This window comes from Sphingomonas sp. CCH5-D11 (assembly GCF_001557395.1).
Taxonomy (GTDB): domain Bacteria; phylum Pseudomonadota; class Alphaproteobacteria; order Sphingomonadales; family Sphingomonadaceae; genus Sphingomonas.
On the sequence record NZ_LSKH01000189.1, the window covers coordinates 1 to 20,437 of the forward strand.

Sequence of the window (20,437 nt, forward strand, 5' to 3'; positions counted from 1 at the left end):
GCCGGCAGGAGCAGGAGGAATTCGTCCGCGCGCTTGAGACCAGCGGTATCCGGCCCATCATTGACCGGACCTTCGGGCTCGAAGAGCTGGCTGATGCGTTTCGCCACCAGGAAACTGGCGATCACTTCGGCAAAATCGCGGTAAGCTGGTGAGCTAATCGAGCGAAGCGCTGCGTATCTGCTCGGTGCGTGCTGGGCGATCGGCTCGCATCTGGCCGATGATCTTATGACGCTGCACGCTCCGCCCTTTGCGCTCAGGTCAGGCGAGGGGTAAGCTTGAGCATCGAAAGGAATGCTCATGAACGCCCCTACCGCGCTTCAGGACTGGCGCCCGCTGGGTGAGGCCGCGCTGCCGGACACTATTGCGCTCCGCCGTGCTATCCACGCCGAACCCGAAATTGGGCTTCAATGCCCCAAGACGACTGCCAAGCTGAAGGCTGCTCTCGCAGGTCTGCCGCTTGAAATTCATGACAGCTCGTCCACGTCCGGGTTCATCGCCATTCTGCGCGGTGGTCGCGGTGAGGTCGGCGACAATGGTCGAACCGTGCTCCTGCGGGGTGACATGGATGCCCTGCCCCTCACCGAAGAGACCGGGCTGGATTTCGCATCCACTGTTCCTGGCGCCATGCACGCCTGCGGCCATGATGCGCATTCCGCGATGCTTGCTGGCGCGGCACGCGTCTTGTGCGCCCGCAAGGACGAGCTTCCCGGAACGATCGTCTTCATGTTCCAGCCGGGTGAGGAAGGTCATCATGGGGCGCGCTGGATGATCGAAGATGGATTGCTGGACATCGCGCGGCCTGACGCCGCTTTCGCCCTTCACATCTCACCCAATACGCCGACGGGTGTGTTCGTAGGGCGGGACGGCCCCCTGCTCGCCTCCACCGATACGTTGATCGCCAACATCAAGGGCAAGGGTGGCCACGCGGCGATGCCCCATGATTGCATCGATCCCATCCCAGTTGCGTGCGAAATCGTGGCGGCCCTGCAGGCGTTCATCGCGCGCCGCATTCCTGTCGCGGATCCCGCCGTGCTCACGATCACCCAGATCCATGCCGGCAGCAGCCACAACATCATCCCCGATGCAGTGCGCCTCATGGGCACGTTGCGCACCTTGTCGGATCACACGCGTGAAAAGGCGCGAGCGGCATTTCGCCAGATTGCCGAGAACATCTCCGCTGCACATGGCTGCACGGCCGAGATCAGCGTCGACGAAGGGTATCCGGTCACGTTCTGCGATCCGCGGGCCACGGCGATGATGCGTGATCTCGCCACCTCGATTTCGGGCGAAAACGGCTGGTCCGTCATGCCCGCGCCAATGATGGGCGGCGAGGATTTCTCTTACGTCCTCCGCGAAGTGCCTGGGGCAATGGCTTTTGTCGGGGTGGCTTCGCCCGGCAGCGATCCGCGCACCAATCCGCCGCTTCACAATACCCGGATGACCATTGAGGAAAGCGTCATGGCGCGCGGCGTTGCCATGCATTGCGCCTTGGCAGAGCGGTTCCTAGAGCGCGGCTTCGATTAAGGGCCAGAGCGGCTACCGTGGCGGCGCCTGCGCCGCCAGGAAAGCTGTAGGGGCGGGCGCAGATCGGCATCGGCACGCTGCCGCGCGGATCTCGCCCCGCCCTTGATTGGGGCCTATTCTACCGTCACGGACTTCGCGAGATTGCGCGGCTGATCCACATCCGTGCCCTTCGCGACGGCCACATGATATGCCAACAACTGCACGGGGACCGCATAGACCATGGGTGCGATCAGCGGGTGTACCTTCGGCATCTCGATCGTGGCGATCGCATTCTCGCCAGCTTGTGCGATGCCGTCCGCATCGGAGATCAGGACGACCTGAGCGCCGCGCGCCTGCGCTTCCTGCATGTTGCTCACCGTCTTGTCGAACAGCGGGCCTGACGGTGCGATGACGATCAACGGCACCTGATCGTCGATCAGCGCGATCGGTCCGTGCTTCATTTCACCTGATGCGTAACCTTCCGCGTGGATGTAGCTGATTTCCTTCAGTTTCAGCGCACCTTCCAGCGCGAGCGGAAACTCCGGACCGCGGCCCAGATACAGCACGTCGCGCGCCACGGCGATCTTGGGCGCCATCGCTTCGATCTCCTCGTCGTGGCTTAGCGCCTGGCTCATCGCCTCGGGCACCTGCTGCAATTGCTGCACCACGTTCGCTTCGTCATCCAGCCGGCCCTTTGCCCGCGCGAGATTCGTCGCGAGCGCAGCCATCACGGCGAGCTGACAGGTAAATGCCTTGGTGGATGCTACCCCGATCTCCGGCCCCGCATGGGTCGGCAACAGAAGATCGACCTCCCTCGCCATGGAGCTCGTCGGCACGTTGATGATGCCTGCAGTGGTGACACCCGCCGCACGCATATGGCGCAGCGCAGCCAAAGTATCCGCCGTTTCGCCGGACTGAGAAATGACGATGCCGAGCGTGTTTGGCAGCAGCACAGGATCCCGATACCGGTATTCGCTTGCCACATCGACCTCGACCGGCACGCGGGCGAGTTGTTCGATCCAGTATTTGCCGATCATCCCGACGTAGCTGGCCGTGCCGCACGCGACGACAGCGACCCGCTCGATGCTGGAAAGATCAAAGTCCATGTCCGGCAGCGCGACCTGCGCTTCGAGCGGCCGAAGGTACGACCGGAGCGTCTGCGCCACGACCACCGGCTGCTCGTAGATCTCCTTCTGCATGAAATGCCGGTGATTGCCCTTGTCGATCAGCTGCCCGGACGCACCGGAGTTCACGATCGGCCGCTCCACCGCCTTGTTGTCACGATCATAAATCTCGACGACGTCGCGGGTGATCGCCACCCAGTCACCTTCTTCGAGGTAGGCGATGCGTTGGGTCAAAGGCGCAAGTGCAAGCGCGTCCGACCCGAGGTAGTTTTCCCCATCGCCGAAGCCAACCGTGAGCGGTGCGCCGAGGCGCGCGCCGAGCAGCAGGTGAGGATGCGTCCGCACCATCACGCCAAGAGCGAAGGCGCCATGCAGACGCGGCAACACGGCCGCAAGCGCTGCTCGCGGTTCGGCGCCCCGCTCCACCTCGCGCGCGATTAGATGCGCCACGACCTCCGTATCGGTCTGGCTGCGAAACTCGCGCCCTTCCGCGATGAGTTCATCACGCAACGGCTTGAAGTTCTCTATGATTCCGTTGTGTACGATGACCACGTCACCCACGATATGAGGGTGTGCATTGTCCTCGGTTGGGGCGCCATGCGTGGCCCAGCGCGTGTGCGCGATTCCGGCCATGCCGGGCAACGGGTCCTCAGCCAGGCGCTGCGCAAGGTTCTTGAGCTTGCCTGGCGCACGACGCCGGTCGAACTGATCGTCATGAATGGTGCAGATGCCGGCGGAATCGTAACCGCGGTACTCGAGCCGCTTCAGGCCGTCGAGCAAACGGTCCGCGACCGGTTCTCCGCCCAGAATGCCAACGATACCACACATTTACTTTGCTTCCTTCCGCGCGCGCATCAGGTTTCGAAATCGCTCGGCCCAGCCGGCCTTGCTGGTCTGTGGAGGGCGAACAAGCGCCAGCGCATCGCCAGGAACATCCGCTGTAATGGTAGAGCCTGCCCCCACGATCGCTCCATCGCCAATTGTCACCGGCGCCACCAGCGCTGAATTGGAACCGATGAATGCACCTGTTCCAATAACGGTCTTGTACTTGAAGAAACCGTCATAGTTGCAGGTGATCGTCCCGGCACCGATGTTGGCGCCAGCACCGACCTCCGCATCCCCCAGATATGTCAGGTGGTTCGCCTTTGCGCCTTCGCCAAGGACAGCCTTCTTCATTTCGACAAAGTTCCCGACGCGGGAGCCTGCCTCCATCACCGCGCCCGGCCGCAGTCGCGCATAAGGCCCGACCGAGGCGCCTTCCGCGACGCGCGCACCCTCCAGATGGCTGAACGCATGTATCGTCACGCGGTCTGCGATGGACACGCCGGGACCGAAGACAACGTTGGGCTCGATCAAGACGTCCCGGCCCAGCAGGGTATCGTGGCTGAACCAGACAGTGTCTGGCGCGACAAGGCTGGCCCCGTCTGCCATCGCCTGCCGCCGTCGAACGCGCTGCCAGGATTGCTCCAGCACGGCCAGTTCCTCTCGGCTGTTCACACCGGACACTTCGTCGGCCGCTGTCTCGATCACTGCCGATCCGCGGCCATCGGCGGCTGCCAGCATGACGATATCCGGCAGGTAATATTCGCCCGCCGCATTGTCATTGCCGACGCGCTGAAGAAGCGAGAACAGATCCTCGCTCGCGACCGCCATTAGGCCAGAGTTGCAGAGGTTTACGGCACGCTCTTCGGAAGATGCATCCTTGAACTCGACCATCTTCTGGATGCGTCCAGCCTCGTCGGCGATGATCCGGCCATAGGCTCCCGCATCTTCCGGCCGAAAGCCGAGCACCACCGCCGTCGGAGCGTCGGGGTCATGCAGCCGCGACACCATGCGCCGCATCGTGTTTGCCGGCACCAGCGGGACATCGCCGTAGAGGATCAGGACATCACCGGAAAAATCCTGCAAGGCTTCGGCCGCCTGGAGCACGGCATGGCCCGTCCCAAGCTGTTCCGCCTGGTGTACGACACTGATGCCGAGTGGCGCCACGGCCGATTCAACCTGCTCCCGCCCCGCTCCGACGACAACGATGGTCTGGGCGGGCCCAAGTTCTGCGGCGCGATCAAGCAAATGGGCCAGCATGGGCTTACCGGCGATCGGGTGAAGCACCTTGTGCGTCGCGGATTTCATACGCGTGCCCTTGCCAGCGGCAAGCACGATTACGGCGAGAGGACGGCTCGTCATGGCGCGCCTGTGCCATCACATGCTTGCCATTTCCATAGCGACGCGCCACGCCGCTCGCACAATGCAGCCATTTCCCTTCGACATTGTCGGCTTCGACCTGGACGGCACGCTTCTCGACACCAGTGGCGATCTCGCCGCTGCTGTGAATCACGCGCTAGCGGAGGCCGGCCGTTCACCTTTACCGGTTGCCGCGATCAAGCCCATGATTGGTGGCGGTGCGCGGCACATGCTGTCGCAGGGGCTGGAAGCGACCGGCGGTTCCGACGAGGCCTTGCTCGATCGGCTGCACCGCATCCTCCTCGATCACTATGCGCGCAACCTGTCGATCCATACGGCCCCCTTTCCCGGCGCCGTGGCCGCGCTGGACGCGCTTCAGGAGCGCGGGGTGAAAATAGCCGTGGTGACGAACAAGCTCGAGGGCTTCGCCCGTGAAGTGTTGCGCGACGTCGGCCTTCTGGACCGGCTCTCGTGCATGATCGGGGGCGACACGCTCGGACCGGGCAGGAGCAAGCCGGCCGCCGATCCGATCCTCGCCATGATCGAACAATCGGGTGGCGGACGCGCGGCTTTCGTGGGCGATTCGATCTATGACGTGGCTGCCGCGCACGCAGCGGGCGTCCCGGCCATCGCCTGTCGCTTCGGCTTCCTCATGCAGCCGGTGGAGGAGCTTGGCGCCGAAGCGATCATCGATCATTTCGATGATCTCATTCCTGCACTGGAGCGGCTCGGGTGATACTTCGCGCCCGAACGTTCTGGCGTATCCTGCTGGTCGCCACGGCCGCGTTCGTCGTTACCATGGCGCTTCTTCCGCACCCGCCCAAGGTGCCGATCGAGGGTGACAAATACCAGCATATGCTGGCGTTCGGCACTCTGACGATCCTCTCCGTCACCGCTTATCCGCAGGGCTCGCTGTTCCGCATCGGCGAGCGGCTCGCCTTTCTCGGCGCCATGATCGAGGTGGTCCAGTCCATCCCTGCCCTGAACCGCACGTGCGACATCATGGACTGGGTCGCCGATACGGCGGTGATCGTCACAGTCCTGATGGTGGTGGCGCTGTTCCGCCGGCGCCCTTCCGCCACTTGATCCAAAGGTGGCGGGCAAGCATCAACGGCGGCATGCGCAGCCAGTGCGAGCGAATATAGAAGGTCAGGCGGGTGAAATGGTGCGTCGGCCGCCCCCAACCATCACGAGCGAGCAGCCGCCTGAGGTACCAACGGTCTGCCAGTCTCCTCTGCGTCCATGACGCAGGCGCGGGCGTCCCGAAAAGAATATGCGAAAGGCTGACGGCGCGCGCTACGACGCGTGCTGCGCCGTGGCAGGAAGCGGCATTAGTCAGCTGTGCCCAAAAGGTTTCGTCCTCGTCGCAGAACTCCCGCAGCAATCTGTCGATATCCCATAGATTGCGCAGGCCGCCGCTAAGATCTCCGTCGCCAAACAGGTGTATGGCCGCATGGACGACCATGTCTGAGGGGTGAAGTATGGCACAGTCGTTGCCGAGCGGCACCGCATCGGCGATCAGCTTCTCGGCGTCCGGCCTCATCCGCGCGGTTAGGGGCAGGATCGTGTGATGCACGTCGATCATCCGGTCGCGTTCGGGATGGATCAGCGGCGGCAGCTCGTGCATCCACCGGCGGTAGTAAGCATCATCATAAGGATCGGGCTTCACCCACATCCACCCGTTCGCCAACAGCGCCGTCTCCACATCCGGCAGCCGCGCGCGCGGAACGAGGATGTCGAGATCACCGATGGACCGTCCCTGCCCAGCCGCGAGCCCGGCGGCTACAAAGGCAGTGCCTTTCAGGAGGATCAACGGCTCGGCCACTCCCTGCAGGGCTCGCCGCGCCATCTCGGCTTCCCAGAGTGCTTGCCGCCTCCCCTCGATCGCGGTCGATTTGGCATCGAGCAGCACCGAAGCGACCTGGGGGGGCAATGTCAGACCCTCGAGCCGCATGGCCAGCGTGCCGATCAGTTGCTCGGCACGGGCAACGGCAAGCACCGCCGTCCATCCCGGTAGATCAAGCGACTGGGCCAAGGCCGGGTCGGTCAGCAGGGCGGCGAGCGTACGAGCAGGATTCACCAGAGCGCCTCGATGATGGCGGCTGCTTCATCGGCACTCGAATAATCGATCGCGGCCCGCGTCACGTCGCTCACCAGCCGCGTCAAGGCGGTGAAACCACGCTCTCCCAGGATCACGTAATTGGTCGAGGCTTGGGTCAGCCGCACGAAAGCTTCGCCCGCTCCAACCGGCCGCTGGTCCGCCGTAAGGCCGTAACGCGGAAACAGCAGCAACACGGGCCGTGCGGGTTGCTCGGCGGCAGCAAGCGCGCATGGGGCCGGGATCAGGTGCCGGATCGTTCCCTTGGGCGTTTCGCTCATCAGCGGTCCCCAGTTTGCGTCGGGCAGAATTCTCGCGACAACATCTATCGCGTCGTTCTTCAAGCTGACCGGTCGTGGGAACGGATGCACAAGCCCGGATGCGGGATCCAGCAACACGAACTCGTCCGCCATCAGCCGCCAACCTCGCGACTGAAGAAGCGCCGCAAGCGTGGACTTACCAGCGCCGGACTCGCCCGTCAGCACGATGGCCATTCCGTCACGTTCCACGGCGGCCGCATGGATAAGCAGGAACCGCCGTTGTCCCAGCGCCATCTGCAGGTTCATGCCCATTTCCGCGGCGAGCAGGCTGTGCTGAAGAGGCAGCGGCGCAGCGTCGGGGATGATGAAGTCGCCTTCGATGGCTATGGTTGGCCGCAGCCACCGCCGCCAGGGCTTGGGAGGCGCAAGGCGGACCGTGAAGTCGGGAACGCCATCATTAATCGGATAGTCGCGATAGAGTGCGCGTAGTTCGGTAATCGGCCGGCTCCAGGCCGAACCGATCCGGAACGTCACCGGGCCCACGCGCACGCCGAACCTGTGCTTCATGCCTGCTCGATCAACCCGGCCACGGTCAGCTCATCCATGATCGCGCGAAGGCCGACCCGGTCGCCGTCGATCAGCTCAAACTCCTGCTCGATGCCGTGCAACGTCATCCACCGTCCCGCGAGCGCGGCCAGCAACTCGGGCACCGGTGTGGTGACGAGATGCGTGATGCCGGAGGCGCGATGGAAGATGGCGACCAGCTCGTCCAGATGAACGAACGACAGCTCGCCTGGCTGCGGCGCGCGATAGCGCGTCGCCGTCATCGATCAGCGCCGGGGCATCTGCAGTGACGCGAAGCAGGTAAAGCCGGTCGTTCCACTGCGAAGGTTCTGAACATATTTGAGGTAAGCGCGGCTGCGTTCGTAATCGACGCCGGGCAGGGTTCCCCCCGTCGCCAGTGCACGCCGGATGTCTTCACCCTTCAGTGGACGGCCGGGCGGTGCAAAGGCGCCCTTGGTTCCCGCCGGCACGACCTTCCCGGCCGCGTCGATATAGCTCCCCGCCCGACCAGGATCCGGCACCGGAACTTCACAGGTCAGCACCGAGCCATAAGCCTGAGCCATAGCTGGCCGGATCGAGACCACTGCAACAGCACCCACTGCCCCGATGCGCAGCGCGCGACGGCGCTGCGGCTGGCTTGGCTGATCATGATCGGCGGGATCGCTCATCGGGCCTCTTTCGTCCACCACGCCCTTCCATAATCCTAACGGGCATACAAGAAGTGCGTCGGGCACGTACCGTCCTGGGACGCTGCCGGTAAGTTTGCCTGTAGCCGCGCACGGGATGGACAATCCCCCGTGCGGCATCTTACCCACAAGGCTTCGTAACGATCGGCGCCACAGCAAGCACATGAGTCAGATACTCTTTCGTCGCGGCTGGATCGCGCTCGCAATCGTCGCTTTGACGGCAGTGATCCTCGGCTTTGTCGGCGCCAGTCAGGAGGCGATCATCGTCAGCATCGTCGGCGCGGTCGCGGCGATCTTCGCCAGCGCGGCAGGCCGCGCGCTCGAAGACGATCACCCCGCAGTGCCGACAATGCCGGAGCCGCCCTCCCCACTCGGACCGGTTCTGGATGCACTCGGCGAGCCGGTGCTGATCCTCTCGGGACCGCGCATTGCCAGCGCCAACAGCGCCGCGCGTGCCCTGCTCGGCTCGCACATCGTCGGCGAGGACGCCCGCATCGCCATTCGGCACCCGGCGGCCTCCGGGCTTCTGGCCAGCGAGGCGAGCGCCGGTCCCGTCGCGTTGACCGGCCTGGGATCGGCCGATCAGCGGTGGGAGATGCAGATCGCGCCGATCGGTGACGGTCGGCGGCTTGTTCACCTGTCCGATCGCAGCGGCAGCCACGCTGCAGAGCGGATGCGGGTCGATTTTGTTGCGAATGCCAGTCACGAACTGCGCACGCCGCTTGCCTCAATCCTGGGCTATGTCGAAACACTTTCCGACACAGCGGGTGACGATCCGGCGATCAGGGCGCGCTTCCTCAAGATCGTGTTCGACGAAGCACGCCGCATGCAGCGGCTTGTCGATGACCTGATGAGCCTGTCCCGCATTGAGGCAGAGAAGTTCCGCGTTCCATCTGATGTGGTGGATCTGGGCGCATTGGTGGACGACACTCATGCTGAACTGGCCGAGGCGCACGATGGTCGTGGGCGGGACATCATCCTGGAGCATGACGCCGGCGCCATTCCGGTGCTAGGCGATCGCTTGCAGCTGTCGCAACTGCTGCACAACCTGATCGGCAACGCGATGAAATATGGTCAGCCGGGCACGCCCGTGCGCGTCTCGATCACGCGCGACAATGGCGCCATCCGCCTAATCGTCGCGGATCAGGGCGAAGGCATCGCGCCTGAGCATCTACCGCGGCTGACGGAGCGATTCTATCGCGTCGATCCCGGGCGAAGCCGGTCGGTCGGGGGAACCGGGCTCGGGCTCGCGATCGTGAAACACATCGTAGAGCGTCACCGCGGGCGGCTGGAGATATCCAGCCGGGTTGGCGAAGGTACGCGCGTCAGCGTCACGCTGCGGGCTCCTGGACAGGAACCGCCGAAGCCGGTGTCATGAAGCAGTAACGCGTGTGTCACAGAGGCGGCGCGTCGGGGGCAACACCTGTCGGGACTCAATGATTCGCGTCGCTACGCTCATTGCGCTGATCGCGCTCTGCTCGGCTTGCCATGATCAGGCCAGCGGGGGTGCAGGCGCCCGCGCGCAGATCAAGGCGGTGGGCTCCTCAACCGTCTATCCCTTCACGACGATCGTGGCCGAGCAATATCTCGCCAATAGTCCGGGCGCCCGGCCGCCGGTGATCGAGTCGACCGGCACGGGCGCGGGGATGCGGCTGTTCTGCGCCGGAATCGGTGCGGCGCACCCGGATATCGTCAATGCCTCGCGGCGGATGAAGCGCAGCGAGTACGAGACGTGCGCAAAGAATGGTGCTGAGCAAATCCTGGAGGTGCAGGTCGGCATCGACGGCGTGGCCTTCGCCGAAGCTCGGAACGGGCCCAAGATGGCGCTCACCCCCACCGATATTTATCTGGCGCTCGCCGCCACGCCCAAGGGCAAGCCGAACACTGCACGCACCTGGCGCGATGTGAACCCGGCGCTCCCACCCATTCCGATCCAGGTCTATGGTCCGCCGTCCACCAGCGGCACGCGGGATGCGCTGTCCGAACTCATCCTGACGCGCGGTTGCCTGGAAAGTGACCCGGAAGCCGAAAAGCTCGAGGCGGACGATGCGGACGCCTTCAAGGCCCGGTGCCAGCGCGTCCGCGAAGACGGCGCCTATGTGGATGCGGGTGAGAACGACAATTTGATCGTCCAGAAGCTGACCGCCAATCCGAACGCCATCGGTGTCTTTGGCTATTCGTATCTCGAGGAGAATGCGGGGTCGGTGAACGGTGTGCCCATTGCTGGCGTCACTCCCAGCGAGGAAACGATCGCCAACGGTACATACCCGGGTGCGCGGCCGCTCTATATCTATGTGAAGAAGGCGCACATGAACGCCGTTCCCGGCCTCCGCCAGTTTGTCCGGCAATATACCCGGCTATGGGGTGAAAACGGCCCGCTAGCCCGCCGCGGATTGATCCCGGCGCCTGCCGCCGTGCAGCAGCAGGCGGCAAGTATCGTCCGAGATGAGAAGGCACTGGCTGGGACAGCGCTGAAATGAGCATCGGTCCGCTTTTCTTCCTGGTCGTTGCCCTCGGTCTGATCGGCTGGTTCGTGGCACGCGCGCGCGCGCTTTCGCTGCGCCAAGGCGGTACCTCGCGCTTCAGTGCGCTTCCCGGTCATCACGGCTGGTTCGTGGCACTATGGACCGCGGTGCCGCCCCTGCTCTTTCTCGCCGTGTGGTTCTTCGTGTCGCCAGCGATGGTGACTGATGCGGTACTGACCACGCCAATGGCGTCCGCACTCCCGTCACAAGGATTTGAGCGCTCGGCCATTCTTTCCGAAGCGCGCAACCTCGCGCGCGGAGAGGCATTTGGCGCCTTTCACGAGCTTTCGGAATCGCTCGCCCCGGCCTATGCCGCGGCTCAGCGCCGGTTTGACTGGATTGCCACCGGGCTTGCTGCTCTGCTCGCCTTTGCCGGCTTCGCTTTCTCCTTCGTCAGGGTGCATCCGCATTTCGCTGCCCGTACGCAGGTAGAGCGGATCGTGATGGTCCTTCTCCTGGCCGCCTCGCTTATCGCTATTCTGACGACCTTCGGCATCGTGGCGAGCCTGTTGTTCGAAAGCGCCCGCTTCTTCTCGATCGTTCCCATCACCGATTTTCTGTTCGGCACGCATTGGTCGCCGCAGGTGATCGACGCCCGCGACCCCGGCGCCAGCCTCGGCGCGGTGCCGCTGTTCTGGGGCACCTTCTTCATCGGCGCCGTGATCGCGATGATCGTCGCCATCCCCTTCGGTTTGATGAGCGCGATCTACCTGACCCAATATGCCCGCGCCTCCACCCGCCGGTGGGTGAAGCCGCTGCTCGAGGTGCTCGCCGGCGTGCCGACCGTGGTCTACGGCTATTTCGCCGCACTCACCGTTGCACCGGCTATTCGCGACTTCGCCGTGACGATCGGCATCCGCTGGGCGAGCAGCGAGAGCGCGCTAGCCGCGGGTCTCGTCATGGGCGTGATGATCATCCCGTTTGTCTCCTCCATGGCAGACGATTCACTGGCAGCCGTGCCCAGCTCGATGCGCGATGGCAGCCTCGCTATGGGCGCCACGCCCTCCGAAACCATTCGCAAGGTCCTGGTACCGGCGGCGCTCCCGGGTATCGTTGGCGGGGTCCTTCTGGCCGTCAGCCGCGCGATCGGTGAGACGATGATCGTCGTCATGGCGGCGTCCGGCGTGGCCACGTTGACGCTCAATCCGTTTGCCAGCACCACCACCGTGACCAAGCAGATCGTTGATTTGCTCACCGGAGAGGCGGAATTTGACAGCGCCAAGACACTGGCGGCGTTCGCGCTTGGGCTCACGCTGTTCGTCGTGACGCTGCTACTCAACATCGTCGCACTGGTTGTCGTGAAAAGGTACCGCGAGGCTTATGATTGATCGCGCTCCCACGGACTGGCGCACGAGCACGATGCAGCGCCGCATCGCGCGGCGCTATGCGTCGGAGCGGCGGTTTCGTTTTCTCGGCCTGGGCGCCATCGTCCTCTCCGCGGCCTTCCTTGCCTTTCTGATCGTCACGATGGTGCTTCAGGGCGCGGCCGGCTTCCGCGAGACCCGTGTGGCGCTGCCGATCGACTTTCGGACAGCCGAGCTCGACGTCACGGCTGAACAGTTGCGGGGCGACCGTGCCGATCTGGCGTTGGCCGGCGCCGGGCTGGAGAATGTCGTGGAGGGAGCCGCCGGGTTGGCATTCCCCACGCTCGGCGGTGCCGAGCTGCTGTCTGACGGCGCCTGGCTGCGCGTGCGTGAGGCGGTCAAATCCAACCCGTCGCTGCTGCGGCAGAACGCAGTGATCGACGTGCCGGTCGCCAGTGAGATCGACATGGCCTTCAAGGGCGAGGGAACGCCGGAGGCGGAGCGAACCGCCCGGTCGCTGGGTGACAAGCTGTCCGGCGGCTTCAATCAGGATTTCTTCGGCGGCGCGGACTCCTCCGACCCTACGCGCGCAGGCATCTGGGGCGCGCTGAAAGGTTCGTTGCTCACCATGCTTGTCACGCTCGTGATCGCTTTTCCGATCGGCGTTCTGTCGGCGCTCTACCTGGAGGAATATGCCCCGCGGAACCGCTGGACTGACCTGATCGAGGTGTCGATCAACAATCTGGCGGCGGTGCCGTCGATCATCTTCGGCCTGCTCGGGCTGGCGGTGTTCCTGAACACCTTCGGCCTGCCCCGCTCGGCACCGATCGTCGGCGGGCTGACGCTTGCCCTCATGACCATGCCGGTAATCGTCATCGCGGGGCGCAACGCGATCAAGGCGGTGCCGCCCTCGATCCGGGATGCAGCGCTAGGCGTCGGTGCAAGCCCGGTGCAGGTCGTGTTTCACCACGTGCTGCCGCTTGCCATGCCAGGCATTCTTACCGGCACCATCATCGGCATGGCGCGCGCGCTGGGGGAAACGGCGCCGTTGCTGATGATCGGCATGCGCGCGTTCATCGCGGCCCCGCCGGAGGGCCTGGCCGATCCCGCCACCGTGCTGCCGGTTCAGATCTTCCTCTGGTCGGATGAGGTCGCCCGCGGCTTCGTGGAAAAGACCTCCGCCGCCATCATCGTGTTGCTGATATTCCTGCTCGCGATGAACGGCCTCGCCATTTACCTCCGCAACCGCTTCGAGACCCGCTGGTGACCCAAAAGATCACGGCCCGCAACGTCAACGTCTTCTATGGCGACAAGCAGGCAATCCGAGACGTTTCGATCGATGTCGATCAGGAAGACGTGACTGCCTTCATCGGCCCGTCGGGCTGCGGCAAGTCCACCTTTCTTCGAACCCTCAACCGGATGAACGATACCGTCGCCTCCGCGCGGGTACAAGGTGACATCCGGCTCGACGGCGAGGACATCTATTCCCGGGAGATGGACGTAGTGCAGCTGCGCGCGCGCGTTGGCATGGTGTTCCAGAAGCCAAATCCGTTCCCCAAGTCGATCTATGAGAATGTGGCCTATGGCCCGCGCATTCACGGGCTGGCGAGCGGCAAGTCGGAACTGGACGGCATCGTCGAGCGCTCGCTGACCCGCGCCGGGTTGTGGAGCGAGGTAAAGGATCGACTGTCGGACAGCGGAACCGCTTTGTCCGGCGGTCAGCAACAGCGGCTGTGCATCGCCCGCGCCATTGCGGTCGACCCCGAGGTGATCCTGATGGATGAGCCATGCAGCGCGCTCGATCCGATCGCCACGGCGCGCATCGAGGAATTGATTCACGACCTGCGCGGCCGTTACGCGATCGTGATCGTCACGCATAACATGCAGCAGGCTGCGCGCGTCAGTCAGAAGACCGCCTTCTTCCACCTGGGTGAGCTGGTGGAATATGGCGATACCAACAACATCTTCACCAACCCGCGCGAGCAGCGCACGACCGACTATATCACTGGCCGGTACGGCTGAGAGGACAGGACATGGCGGAACATACCGTCAAGGCTTTCGACGAGGACATCGGCCGCCTGCGCGGACTTATCAGTCAGATGGGCGGGCTGGCCGAACAGGCGATCGAAGGCGCCATGCGCTCGCTCCATCGTGGTGATCTCGAACTCGCCAGCCAGATCCGCGCAGCCGACAAGCAGATCGACGCGATCGAATCTGAGGTGGAGCGCCTGGTCGTTCGCATCATCGCGTTGCGTGCGCCCATGGCCAATGATCTTCGCGAGGTGGTCGCCGCGCTGAAAATCGCTGCGGTGGTCGAACGCATCGGCGATTACGCCAAGAACATCGCCAAGCGCGTGCCGATGATCGAGAGCGAACACCGCATTGAGCCGATTTCGGTCATCCAGGCGATGGGTCGTATGGCCGCCGAAATGGTGCATGACGTTCTCGACGCCTTTGCCGCCCGCAACGCGGAGGCTGCCGTCGAGATCTGTGAGCGCGACACGGCGCTGGATGACTTTTACGACGCGATCTTCCGCACGCTTGTCACGCACATGGTCGAGAATCCGAAGACGATCAGCGAGGTCGCGCACCTTCTGTTCGTTGCCAAGAACCTCGAACGCATCGGTGATCACGCGACCAACGTCGCGGAGATGGTCTATTTCGCAGCGACCGGCACGCAGCTTGCCGATCGTGAAAAGGGGGAATGATGGCACGGGCCCGAATGCTTCTGGTCGAGGATGATGCCGCGCTGGCAGAGCTACTCGTCTGGCACTTCAAGCGTGAGGACTTTGAAGTCATTCACACGATCGACGGGGAGGAAGCGCTGCTCCTGGCCCGCGAGAAGGTGCCGGACATCGTCCTGCTCGACTGGATGGTGGAGGGACTGTCGGGTATCGAGGTGTGCCGGCGCCTGCGCCGGACGGCGGAAACCGCAAACGTTCCAATTATCATGCTGACGGCACGTGGCGAGGAGGCGGATCGCATCCGTGGCCTTGAAACCGGCGCGGACGATTATGTCACCAAGCCGTTCAGCCCGAGAGAGCTGGTCGCCCGCGTTTCCGCCGTTCTGCGCCGCGTTCGCCCGGCGCTCGCCGGCGAGGCGCTGACCTATGCCGATCTGGAAATGGACACCGTTGGGCACAAGGTCCGCCGCGGCGGCGAGGTGATCCCGCTCGGCCCCACCGAGTTCAGGCTCCTCAAGCACTTCCTGGAGCACCCCGGCCACGTCTTTTCCCGCGAGCGGCTGCTCGACAGCGTCTGGGGGCATGACAGCGATATCGAAAGCCGAACGGTGGACGTTCATATTCGACGGCTGCGCAAGGCAATCAATGAAGGCGGTCGCCCGGATATAATACGTACGGTTCGTTCTGCCGGTTACGCGCTCGACGCTGGTCATTAAGAGCTTTCACTCCAGCAAACGTTGAACTTTCAATGCCTTGCTGCTGGCACTTGTTGATCAAGTGCCAGTAGACGACCTGTTGAATCGCCTGCGAAACGAAGGATACTTTGGACAACAAGCGCGTTGTCCCGGCGTTCTTGCACGCATTCGAGCGTATTCTGACAGGAGAATGGCAGATGAAATCGATCTTTCTTGCGGCCGCGGCTTTCATCGCCGTGCCGGCCATCGCGCAGGAGCAGCCGGCCGGTACGGCTGATCAGACCGCGCCGGACACGTCGATGCAGGGAACCGGCACCATGACGCCCCCCGCTGATCCGGCTGCCCAGTCCCCCAGCACCGGCGGTACGATGAGTGCGCCGACGACCGGCTCGACGGGCGGCATGGCTGCGACGGGCGATCCTTCCGCTACGGATCCGGCCGGCGGCTATCAGCCGAGCGCCCCGCCAATCCAGGGCACGCCAGCACCGGGCGCAACCGTCCGCTTCCAGGCCGCCGCTGATCCGAACACCGCCTATCCCCCGCCGCCGCCGATGGACAAATATCCGGTGTGCAAGAAGGGTCAGTACGACAATTGCATTCAGCGCGGCGGCAAGTGATCATCTGATCGCATCATCGTGACAAAGCGGGCAGTTGCGCCCGTTTGAATGTCCAGTATGGGAAGGCGCTCCAATTCACGAGAGGGAGCGCCTTTTCCATGTCCATCCGTTTCGACGACAAGGTAGCCATTGTCACTGGCGCTGGCGGCGGCCTGGGTCGCGAATATGCGCTTGAGCTCGCCCGTCGCGGCGCCAAGGTCGTGGTGAACGATCTCGGCGGTGATCGCACCGGCACCGGCGCATCAGACGCCGCGCACAAGGTGGTTGAAGAGATCAAGGCTGCCGGCGGTGAAGCGATGGCGAACGGCGCCAGCGTCACCGAATATGAGCAGATGGTGGAGATGGTCGCAAAGGCCAAGGAAGCCTGGGGCGGCGTTCACGTTCTTATCAACAATGCCGGCGTCCTTCGCGACAAGTCGTTCACCAAGATGGATCCGGCCGACTTCGCCTTCGTCGTTCAGGTTCACCTGCTCGGTTCCGCCAATGCCACCAAGGCGGTGTGGGACACGATGCGTGAGCAGAATTACGGCCGCATCCTCATGACGGCCTCGTCAACCGGCCTGTACGGCAATTTCGGTCAGACGAACTATGGCGCCGCGAAGCTGGGTCTCGCCGGCTTCACCAAGTCGCTGTATCTTGAGGGCGCGAAGAACAACATCAAGGTCAACACGCTGGCGCCAGTGGCGGGCACCCGCATGACCGAAGATCTCTTCCCGGAGCAGCTTTTCCAGGCCTTCTCGCCTGACAAGGTTGTGCCGGCGGCTCTGTATCTCGTCAGCGAGGATGCGCCCACCAACCAGATCGTCGGCGCTGGCGCAGGGGTTTTCCAGGCGGCCTATGTCACCTTGACGCCGGGCGTTGCGCTGAGCGGCGATGATCTGTCGCCCGAAGGCATTGCCAAGCATTGGGCGGAAATTACCGATCGCACTGGCGAGATCGTTCCGGATTCGGGTGCCGGCCAGTCGATGATGATCGGCAAGAAGCTTCAGGGCGCCTGAAGACGGTTCGGGGCTGGTCCGCCAGCCCCGACACTCCGCTTGCCTGATTGAAGCGGCGGCCTCTGTCCTGCGCCGGCCTAAAGCTCCCCTCGCCGACCACTCACTGATGCATCAGCCCTGTGGCGGCAGGCACGCGACAGACATCAATCCTCGACCAGTTTCATAAGACGCCGCTCCACTGGCGCCAGGACGGGGCCGAGCTCGTGACCACGTTTCACGACTTGCCCCGCTTCACCGACCAGGGCCCACATGCCCTGCCGGTTTCGCAGCGCCGGGCGCTTCTCGATGCGGAACTCGGGACGTTCGGCAGCCCGCCTGAAAGCAGCGAAGATCGCCGCCTCTCGGCCAAGCTCGATCGCGTAGTCGCGCCAATGTCCGGCCGCTACCATCCGGCCATATAGGTCCAGAATGCGGTTCAGTTCGATACGCTCGAAGCCAATTTGGCTGGGCCGCCCGGCCGAAGGAAAAGGTGTAACTACCCCCATCAGGCGCGGTCACGCGCCCGCTGTTCTCCGTCCTGCTCCGCCAACATTGCATCCAGGCGCTTCTTCATCGCCTCGAGTTCGCAACGAAGGATCTCCACCTTTTGCGTGGCCGGATCGAACATCTCGCTGCACGGCGTGCCATAGGCCATGAACGAGCGGTCCGGAGCGCGCCCACCCTCCACCATTGTGGGTCGTGCCGGGATACCCACCATGACCGCGCCTTCGGGCACATCACGCGTCACCACGGCGTTGGCGCCGACGCGCGCGCGTCGGCCAACGTTGATCGGCCCCAGCACCTGCGCCCCGGATCCGATGATCGCGCCGTCGCTGATGGTCGGGTGGCGCTTTCCGGCGACGCCATTGTCCGGGCTGGTCCCACCCAGCGTTACGCACTGGTAGATCGTCACGTCATCGCCAATCTCTGCCGTCTCGCCGATCACCACAAAACCATGATCGATGAAGAAGTTACGGCCGATCTTTGCGCCGGGATGAATATCGATGGCCGTCATGAACCGGGCAAAGTGGTTCACCATCCGCGCAAGCAGGAACAGCCGGGCACGGTACAGCCGATGGGCAATGCGATGGCACCCAAGCGCCCAAACGCCGGGATAGGTCAGGATTTCGAGCCGCGAATGCGGGGCCGGATCGCGGGCCCGAATCGAATCAAGGTAACTGGCCAATCGCGCCATCACGCGTCCCCTTCTCGTGAACGCGCGATCTAGGACCTCCGTTGGCGCTTTTCCAGCGCTGGCAAAGCCAAAGCTTCTTCGTGCAAAGCATAGCAAACTTGTAGGTTTTAGATTCCTGGGCCATGCATCGCCCCATCACCAGGGATCAGGGGCCCGTCCGTGAATTTTTCGCTGCTCTCCATTGAAACGTTGCTGCCGTTCATCCTCGTCGGATTTGGCGCCCAGATTGTCGACGGCGCGCTGGGCATGGCGTTCGGCGTCATCTGCAACACGCTATTGGTGGCGGTGATGGGTCTTGCGCCGGCACGTGCCTCGGCCAACGTCCATATTGTCGAAACCTTCACCACCGCCGTCTCGGGCATCAGCCATGTCCTGCACGGCAATGTCGATCGGCGGCTCTTCTTCCGCCTTCTGATCCCCGGCATGATCGGCGGGGTCAGTGGCGCCTATCTCCTCACCAATGTCGATGGCGAAACGGTGAAGCCGTTCGTGCTGGGATATCTGATCGCGGTAGGCATCTATCTGCTCGTTCGCGGGCTTCTCTTCCCGCCTACGTCGCAAAAACCGAAGGTTGTGGAGCCCCTTGGCCTCGTCGGCGGTTTTCTTGACGCCGCGGGTGGCGGTGGCTGGGGTCCGATCGTCACCTCCAACCTCCTTGTTCAGGGCGTGGAGCCACGCCGCGTCGTCGGCACGGTGAATTCCGTCGAGTTCTTCCTGACGCTCAGCGTATCCGCCACGTTCATCGCTCATCTGGGATTGAAGGATTTCGCCACCGCCACTGTCGGCCTCTTGATCGGCGGCGTGCTGGCCGCGCCCCTTGGCGCCGTGATGGCGAAGCGCATTCCGACGAAGACGATGCTGATCCTGGTCGGCATCGTGCTGATGATCACCAGCACTTACGGATTCATTCGCGCCGTTCTGTAGAACCGTCCACCGCAACTGCTCGCATCATCGAACGTTCACCGCTATGCGACGCCCGGTGATCGAACGGAACGATTAATGGCGAATACGTACCTGCCCACGCTCAAGCAGCTGCAATATCTGATTGCGCTCCGCGATCATGGGCATTTCGGGCGCGCGGCCGATAGCTGTTTCGTGACTCAGTCCACGCTGTCGGCCGGCATTCGCGAGCTGGAAACACTGATCGGCGTCACACTGGTGGAGCGCACCCGCCGTGTCGTTCGCTTCACCCCGCTGGGCGAGCAGATCGTCACCAAGGCACGCCGCGTTCTTCGCGAGGCGGAGGAGCTCGGCGATCTGGCGCGCGCGGCGGGACGGCCGCTGTCGGGCGAAATGCGCATGAGCGTCATCCCGACGATTGCGCCATTTCTTCTCCCACGTGCCCTTCCCCGGCTGCGCGCCGAATATCCCGATCTGAAGCTGTATCTGCGCGAGGAGCCGAGCGGTGCTGCGTGTGAATCGCTGCAGAACGGCCGTGCGGACTGTGTTCTCCTTGCCCTGCCTTATTCCTGCGGAGAGGTGACCACACAGGCGCTGTTCGACGATCGCCTGTTCCTCGCCTTTCCGACCGGGGAGCTGCCAGAAGAGGTGAAGCCGGTCTCCCCGAAAGACATTGACGAAACACGGTTGCTCCTGCTGGAGGACGGCCATTGCCTGAAGGATCATGCGCTGGCGGCCTGCAATCGGCCGGAGCTGCGGGCGGAGGCGACCATGATGGGCACCTCTCTCCACACCATCGTTCAGATGGTGGACAATGGCCTTGGCGTGACCATGCTTCCCGAGATTGCGCTGAACGCGGGCATCCTGGACCACACCGGCATTGCCGCAAGGCCGCTGGGCGGTGACAATCCCAGGCGCACGATTGCGCTCGCTTGGCGCCGCGCCAGCCCCCGCGAGCGGGATTTCCGATTGCTTGCCGAAATTTTCTCAACTGTTCGGTAATCGTGCCGAAGTCTCTTCCAATCCGCCCGCAATTCCGCAAGGTGAGCGGCAAGTGACGGCCAGTCACACGCAAGGGAGAGGACGATGGCGGACAGATCGTCGGCAGATATCATGGGTATGCG

23 protein-coding genes are annotated in these 20,437 nt (G+C 63.7%); 15 read left to right on the forward strand and 8 right to left on the reverse strand.

Annotation, left to right across the window (positions count from 1 at the left end; translation table 11 throughout):
• Positions 1 to 59 precede the first annotated feature (59 nt).
• Together AX702_RS22905 and AX702_RS11790 are read left to right on the forward strand one after the other, a co-directional pair.
• The gene (locus tag AX702_RS22905; RefSeq protein WP_231731834.1) at positions 60 to 152 is read left to right on the forward strand and encodes a zinc-binding dehydrogenase; all 93 of its coding nucleotides are present in this window, start codon (positions 60 to 62) and stop codon (positions 150 to 152) included.
• A gap of 145 nt (positions 153 to 297) precedes the next feature.
• Positions 298 to 1,524 (forward strand): M20 metallopeptidase family protein, encoded by a 1,227-nt coding sequence (locus AX702_RS11790; protein WP_066779847.1) that lies wholly within the window; start codon positions 298 to 300, stop codon positions 1,522 to 1,524.
• 113 nt (positions 1,525 to 1,637) lie between these two features.
• Here AX702_RS11790 and glmS read toward each other — a convergent pair whose 3' ends face one another.
• Both glmS and glmU read right to left on the reverse strand, forming a co-directional pair.
• Entirely contained in the window at positions 1,638 to 3,455 is a 1,818-nt protein-coding gene (gene glmS / locus AX702_RS11795; protein WP_066779789.1) for a glutamine--fructose-6-phosphate transaminase (isomerizing), read from the reverse strand.
• Positions 3,456 to 4,811: a bifunctional UDP-N-acetylglucosamine diphosphorylase/glucosamine-1-phosphate N-acetyltransferase GlmU gene (glmU, locus tag AX702_RS11800; RefSeq protein ID WP_066779791.1), complete on the reverse strand. Its 1,356-nt coding sequence runs from the start codon at positions 4,809 to 4,811 to the stop codon at positions 3,456 to 3,458. It abuts the gene before it with no gap.
• A 61-nt stretch (positions 4,812 to 4,872) separates the two neighbouring features.
• Between glmU and AX702_RS11805 the strand changes: the two genes are divergently transcribed.
• Positions 4,873 to 5,544: an HAD-IA family hydrolase gene (locus tag AX702_RS11805; protein ID WP_066779849.1), complete on the forward strand. Its 672-nt coding sequence runs from the start codon at positions 4,873 to 4,875 to the stop codon at positions 5,542 to 5,544.
• Positions 5,541 to 5,894: a hypothetical protein gene (locus AX702_RS11810; RefSeq protein WP_082746225.1), complete on the forward strand. Its 354-nt coding sequence runs from the start codon at positions 5,541 to 5,543 to the stop codon at positions 5,892 to 5,894. Before AX702_RS11805 ends, AX702_RS11810 begins: the two co-directional genes overlap by 4 nt.
• Here AX702_RS11810 and AX702_RS11815 read toward each other — a convergent pair.
• From AX702_RS11815 to AX702_RS11830, 4 genes are read right to left on the reverse strand one after another with little or no spacing between them, the layout of a single operon-like run.
• Positions 5,842 to 6,888, reverse strand: coding sequence for a nucleotidyltransferase domain-containing protein (locus AX702_RS11815; RefSeq protein WP_066779793.1), 1,047 nt, complete (start codon positions 6,886 to 6,888; stop codon positions 5,842 to 5,844). The two genes, AX702_RS11810 and AX702_RS11815, sit on opposite strands and share 53 nt — an antisense overlap.
• Positions 6,885 to 7,733, reverse strand: a complete 849-nt coding sequence (locus tag AX702_RS11820; protein ID WP_066779794.1) for an HprK-related kinase A — start codon at positions 7,731 to 7,733, stop codon at positions 6,885 to 6,887. The genes AX702_RS11815 and AX702_RS11820 overlap by 4 nt, the downstream gene beginning before the upstream one ends.
• Positions 7,730 to 7,993: a hypothetical protein gene (locus AX702_RS11825; protein ID WP_066779796.1), complete on the reverse strand. Its 264-nt coding sequence runs from the start codon at positions 7,991 to 7,993 to the stop codon at positions 7,730 to 7,732. The genes AX702_RS11820 and AX702_RS11825 overlap by 4 nt, the downstream gene beginning before the upstream one ends.
• 3 nt (positions 7,994 to 7,996) lie before the next feature.
• A complete protein-coding gene (locus AX702_RS11830; RefSeq protein WP_066779797.1) occupies positions 7,997 to 8,398 on the reverse strand; it encodes a hypothetical protein in 402 nt (133 codons plus the stop codon).
• A gap of 181 nt (positions 8,399 to 8,579) precedes the next feature.
• Between AX702_RS11830 and AX702_RS11835 the strand changes: the two genes are divergently transcribed.
• The 9 genes from AX702_RS11835 to AX702_RS11875 all read left to right on the forward strand — a co-directional run bounded on the left by AX702_RS11835 (position 8,580) and on the right by AX702_RS11875 (position 17,239).
• Positions 8,580 to 9,794, forward strand: coding sequence for an ATP-binding protein (locus AX702_RS11835; protein WP_066779800.1), 1,215 nt, complete (start codon positions 8,580 to 8,582; stop codon positions 9,792 to 9,794).
• Positions 9,795 to 9,852: 58 nt separating this feature from the next.
• A complete protein-coding gene (locus AX702_RS11840) occupies positions 9,853 to 10,896 on the forward strand; it encodes a substrate-binding domain-containing protein (protein ID WP_066779802.1) in 1,044 nt (347 codons plus the stop codon).
• Positions 10,893 to 12,269 (forward strand): phosphate ABC transporter permease subunit PstC, encoded by a 1,377-nt coding sequence (pstC, locus tag AX702_RS11845; RefSeq protein WP_066779806.1) that lies wholly within the window; start codon positions 10,893 to 10,895, stop codon positions 12,267 to 12,269. Before AX702_RS11840 ends, pstC begins: the two co-directional genes overlap by 4 nt.
• Positions 12,262 to 13,512: a phosphate ABC transporter permease PstA gene (gene pstA / locus AX702_RS11850; RefSeq protein ID WP_066779808.1), complete on the forward strand. Its 1,251-nt coding sequence runs from the start codon at positions 12,262 to 12,264 to the stop codon at positions 13,510 to 13,512. The genes pstC and pstA overlap by 8 nt, the downstream gene beginning before the upstream one ends.
• Positions 13,509 to 14,267, forward strand: a complete 759-nt coding sequence (gene pstB / locus AX702_RS11855) for a phosphate ABC transporter ATP-binding protein PstB (protein ID WP_066779813.1) — start codon at positions 13,509 to 13,511, stop codon at positions 14,265 to 14,267. Before pstA ends, pstB begins: the two co-directional genes overlap by 4 nt.
• A gap of 11 nt (positions 14,268 to 14,278) precedes the next feature.
• Entirely contained in the window at positions 14,279 to 14,953 is a 675-nt protein-coding gene (gene phoU, locus AX702_RS11860) for a phosphate signaling complex protein PhoU (protein ID WP_066779815.1), read from the forward strand.
• Positions 14,953 to 15,645, forward strand: a complete 693-nt coding sequence (gene phoB / locus AX702_RS11865; protein ID WP_066779816.1) for a phosphate regulon transcriptional regulator PhoB — start codon at positions 14,953 to 14,955, stop codon at positions 15,643 to 15,645. The genes phoU and phoB overlap by 1 nt, the downstream gene beginning before the upstream one ends.
• A 176-nt stretch (positions 15,646 to 15,821) precedes the next feature.
• Entirely contained in the window at positions 15,822 to 16,241 is a 420-nt protein-coding gene (locus AX702_RS11870) for a hypothetical protein (protein WP_093065194.1), read from the forward strand.
• A 98-nt stretch (positions 16,242 to 16,339) separates the two neighbouring features.
• Positions 16,340 to 17,239 (forward strand): SDR family NAD(P)-dependent oxidoreductase, encoded by a 900-nt coding sequence (locus AX702_RS11875; RefSeq protein ID WP_066779818.1) that lies wholly within the window; start codon positions 16,340 to 16,342, stop codon positions 17,237 to 17,239.
• Positions 17,240 to 17,382: 143 nt separating this feature from the next.
• Here AX702_RS11875 and AX702_RS11880 read toward each other — a convergent pair whose 3' ends face one another.
• The gene (locus tag AX702_RS11880; RefSeq protein WP_066779820.1) at positions 17,383 to 17,724 is read right to left on the reverse strand and encodes a DUF2794 domain-containing protein; all 342 of its coding nucleotides are present in this window, start codon (positions 17,722 to 17,724) and stop codon (positions 17,383 to 17,385) included.
• Entirely contained in the window at positions 17,724 to 18,413 is a 690-nt protein-coding gene (epsC, locus tag AX702_RS11885) for a serine O-acetyltransferase EpsC (protein WP_066779822.1), read from the reverse strand. Before epsC ends, AX702_RS11880 begins: the two co-directional genes overlap by 1 nt.
• A gap of 159 nt (positions 18,414 to 18,572) precedes the next feature.
• Between epsC and AX702_RS11890 the strand changes: the two genes are divergently transcribed.
• A complete protein-coding gene (locus AX702_RS11890) occupies positions 18,573 to 19,337 on the forward strand; it encodes a sulfite exporter TauE/SafE family protein (RefSeq protein WP_066779824.1) in 765 nt (254 codons plus the stop codon).
• Between the two features lie 75 nt (positions 19,338 to 19,412).
• Positions 19,413 to 20,315, forward strand: coding sequence for a hydrogen peroxide-inducible genes activator (locus AX702_RS11895; RefSeq protein WP_066779825.1), 903 nt, complete (start codon positions 19,413 to 19,415; stop codon positions 20,313 to 20,315).
• Positions 20,316 to 20,437: the final 122 nt, after the last annotated feature.